The organism is Cyanobacteriota bacterium, assembly GCA_025054735.1.
In the GTDB taxonomy this organism is placed as follows: Bacteria; Cyanobacteriota; Cyanobacteriia; order SKYG9; family SKYG9; genus SKYG9.
In genome coordinates, this window is the sequence record JANWZG010000393.1 from 1 (window position 1) to 3,678 (window position 3,678).

2 protein-coding genes are annotated in these 3,678 nt (G+C 51.0%); one reads left to right on the forward strand and one right to left on the reverse strand.

Annotated elements, in window-relative coordinates; translation table 11 throughout:
- The first annotated feature begins 16 nt into the window (after positions 1-16).
- The gene (locus tag NZ772_15635) at positions 17-856 is read left to right on the forward strand and encodes an urease accessory protein UreD (GenBank protein MCS6814986.1); all 840 of its coding nucleotides are present in this window, start codon (positions 17-19) and stop codon (positions 854-856) included.
- Between the two features lie 74 nt (positions 857-930).
- Here the strand turns inward: NZ772_15635 and NZ772_15640 are convergent, their stop codons facing one another.
- Positions 931-3,603 (reverse strand): GAF domain-containing protein, encoded by a 2,673-nt coding sequence (locus NZ772_15640; GenBank protein ID MCS6814987.1) that lies wholly within the window; start codon positions 3,601-3,603, stop codon positions 931-933.
- Between the last annotated feature and the right edge of the window lie 75 nt (positions 3,604-3,678).

The window sequence follows — 3,678 nt, forward strand, 5'->3', positions numbered from 1 at the left end:
GTGGGTTTGGCTATTGATGACAACACCTCTAATTCCTGCTAGTTGGCAGGGACGATTAACCATCACCTATGCTCACTCTGGCACCAAGACTCAGGTGGTTCAGGCTCAGGCCAATGCTCCTCTAAAAATCCAGCGCCCCTTCTATCCAGAGGGAGATGCCATCTGCCATAGCGTTATCCTTCACACTGCCGGAGGTGTCGTCGGGGGCGATCGGCTCATGACCAAAGTTCACCTTCATCCTCATGCATCAGTACTGATCACCACTGCCGCCGCTACCAAGATTTATCGCAGTGCAGGTGCTGAAGCCCAGCAAACCCTACAGGTTACCCTAGAGGCTAATACCGTTTTAGAATACCTGCCCCAGCCTACGATCGTGTTCAGCGGTGCCCACTATAGTCAGCACATGCGAGTAGACCTAGCCCCCGGAGCCGTCTGGTTAGGATGGGATTTGGTGCGGTTTGGGCGCAGCGCCAGACATGAACAGTTCCAACAAGGGTACTGGCGGTCTAGCACAGAGCTATGGCAAGGGTCACAACCCCAATGGCTGGATCGACAACAACTCATCGGCGGCAGTAACCTGCTCACTGCACCCAATGGCCTGCATCATCAACCCGTTATCGGCACTATGGCACTGGTTGGGTTTGAAGTAGATACAGCCCTGCTGCACATGGCGCGATCGTTACCCTTACCCACCTCACCCCACAGCAGCACCGGCATCACCCGCTTAATGACTGGCCTTCTCTGTCGCTACCGAGGCCCTTCTACTAGCGAAGCCCAGCGATGGATGATAGCTCTGTGGCAACTGCTACGGCCCTACTATCTACAACGTTCCCCCTGTAAACCCCGCGTCTGGTAATCATTCTGTAACCATTGGTACCAAAGGGATGGTAATGAAGAAGTGATCTTACTGAATAGAAATGTAAAGCTTCTCTAGCCCTTCGGCTGGACTACAGGAATTTCAATCCAAAATTCAGTGCCCTGATTAGGTTGGGAAACACACCGAAATGATCCACCGTGCCGTTCTACAACAATTTGGTAACTGATAGACAGTCCTAAACCAGTGCCTTTACCAGGGGGTTTAGTGGTGAAAAAGGGGTCAAAAATCTTTTCCTGAGCCGCAGGGGGAATGCCTGGACCATTGTCTGCAATGTGGATGATGGCATGGGGCACGCTTTTAATGGGTTGCAGGCTAGTCTGAATCGAGATTTGGCCTGGAATATTTTTGTAACGTGGATCCTCTTCTAGGGCATCGATGGCATTGCTCAATATGTTCATAAAAACCTGATTGAGCTGTCCTGGGTAGCATTCCACCAAGGGCAGCGTGCCATAGTGTTTCGTGATTTGAATGCTGGCTCGGTTGGACTTGGGCTTCAACCGATGCTGCAAAATCATCAGGGTGCTGTCGATGCCATCGTGAATATCCACTGCTTTGATGTCTGCTTGGTCAAAGCGGGAAAAGTTGCGGAGGGAAAGCACAATCTGGCGGATGCGATCGGCTCCGGTTTTCATAGAAGCAAGCAGCTTGGGTAAATCTTCGGCAATAAACTCTAACTCATCAGCATACTGACCGATTTCTGGGACTGGCTTAGGGTAGTGGTGCTGGTAAAGGTGCAAGCAATCTAGCAGGGTCTGGGCGTAAGCACTGGTGTGGTCAAGGTTGCCATAGATGAAGTTGACTGGATTGTTAATTTCGTGGGCAACCCCTGCCACTAGTTGCCCCAAGCTCGACATTTTTTCAGTCTGGATTAGATGTGTCTGGGCCTGTTTCAAGTCTTGGAGGGCTGTAGCCAGTTCTCTGGCCTGTTGCTGGGTTTGGGCCAACAGTTCGGCCTGCTTAAGGGCAACCCCCAGTTGGGTGGCAATCTGACGGACAAACTCTATCTCTAGTGGCTGCCAAGTGCGGGAATGGGCGCATTGGTGAATGCAAAGCAGACCCCAAAGAACCTCGCCCTGAAGAATCGGTACAACTAGGTTAGCGCGAATGTTAAAGCGCTGGAGAACGTCACGGTGGCAATCTGCTAGCCCAGCCTCAGTGATGTCTGCAACGGCTTGAACTCGCCCTAGTTGGTAATGAATAGCATACTGCTCTCCAAAGCAGTGGTCGTGGATTTTAGCCGCGAGAGCGGATGGATAGAGGGGCAGCACCGCTTCAGCAACAAATTCACCATCGTCGTAGCCAGAATGTTCGTAAAACCGAAAGATGCCAACCCGATCGGCATTGAGCAGTTGCCGCACTTCCCTAGCTGCAACCTGAAAAATAGTATCGAGTTCTAATGAAGCTCGAATTTTAGAAATTACCTCAGCGAGAACATTCTGCTGTTCCACAGCCTGCTGTAAGGCTTGAGTGCGTTGTTGCACATCCCGTTCTAAGTTGGCATTCAACTGGTTTACCTGTTGGTACAGATGTTGCTGCCGAATGGCTAAGGTAAACTGCTGAGCCAGAGCAAGGGCCAGGGCACGATCGCCATCTGTCCACGTAGGAGCTTGCCCTTGTTTAGACTCTTTCCAAGCAGCAAAGGAGTTGCGGGGTTGCAGTTGCCGCTGATCGGGGTCAACTTGGCCTGCCCACAGGGTTTCGGTGTCTATAGCATTGCGAAAGAGGGTGAAATAGCCTAGACACTGTTGCCAATGGTAAAGGGGGACAACCAACATACCCCGAATTTCTGTGGGGCGAAAACAGGCGGCGATCGCCCGCAGTCGGGGTTCTTGGTAAAGATCAGTGATCATCCAGATAGATTGAGGTGCTGCCTCTGTGTTCGAGATTTGAAAGAACTCTTGCCAAACTAAGCTCTGCTCAATCATTCCCTGGGTAGAGGCTAGGGCCAGCGGTTGTTCACCAACGGTATAGAGGGTTTCTGGGCAATTAGGCAGGTTCCCATGCACATAAAGTCTGCCCCCACTGGCTTGGAGTGCAGTAACCGCTATGTTGAAGGCATCTTGAAGCTGAATTTGCGGTTGGCTATGGAGCAGGGTGGTGACCTGATTGACAATCTGTTCTCGCTGGGCACGATCGTGAGCTTCGGCCAGAAGAGTAGCATGGGCAATGGCCATCGACACCTGATCAGAGACCATCTGCAACAACTCCACATCTTCTGGGCTAGCTTCGCGGGGTTCAGCATGGTGAGAAACAATTAACCCCCACAACTGCTCTTGGTGGACTAGGGGAACCACTAGGGAAGATTTAACTCCCATTGCTGTCAAATACTCTATATGACAGGGGTCTACTGACCGATAATGGATAGACTCAAGGGTTGAATTGTCAAGCGTAGGGGGCAGGCTACTCCCAATTTGGCCTCGGCTGACATCAACGATCGAGCGCTGGCGGGCTGTCAAAAACAGTTGACGAACCTCAGGGGGAATGTCATCAGCCGGAAAATGCAAACCCAATAGGGATGGTAGCCGCTGATCTCGAATAGCTTCGGCAACGACTTCACCACTGCCATCTGGATGGAAGCGATAAATCTTGACACGGTCAGTACCTAGCAGCGACTGTACCTCGATGACTGTTTCGTTGAGTATGACCTGTAACTCTAACGATCGTCGAACCCGATTAATAATTCGGTGAAGCAACTCAGCTCGAGTTGAGGAAGGTACGCCGCTCATACAAGATTCTTAAAGAGATTCTATATCTACGTGATACAAGTCTGTATATACGAGTATTTTTGACTTATAGAAGTC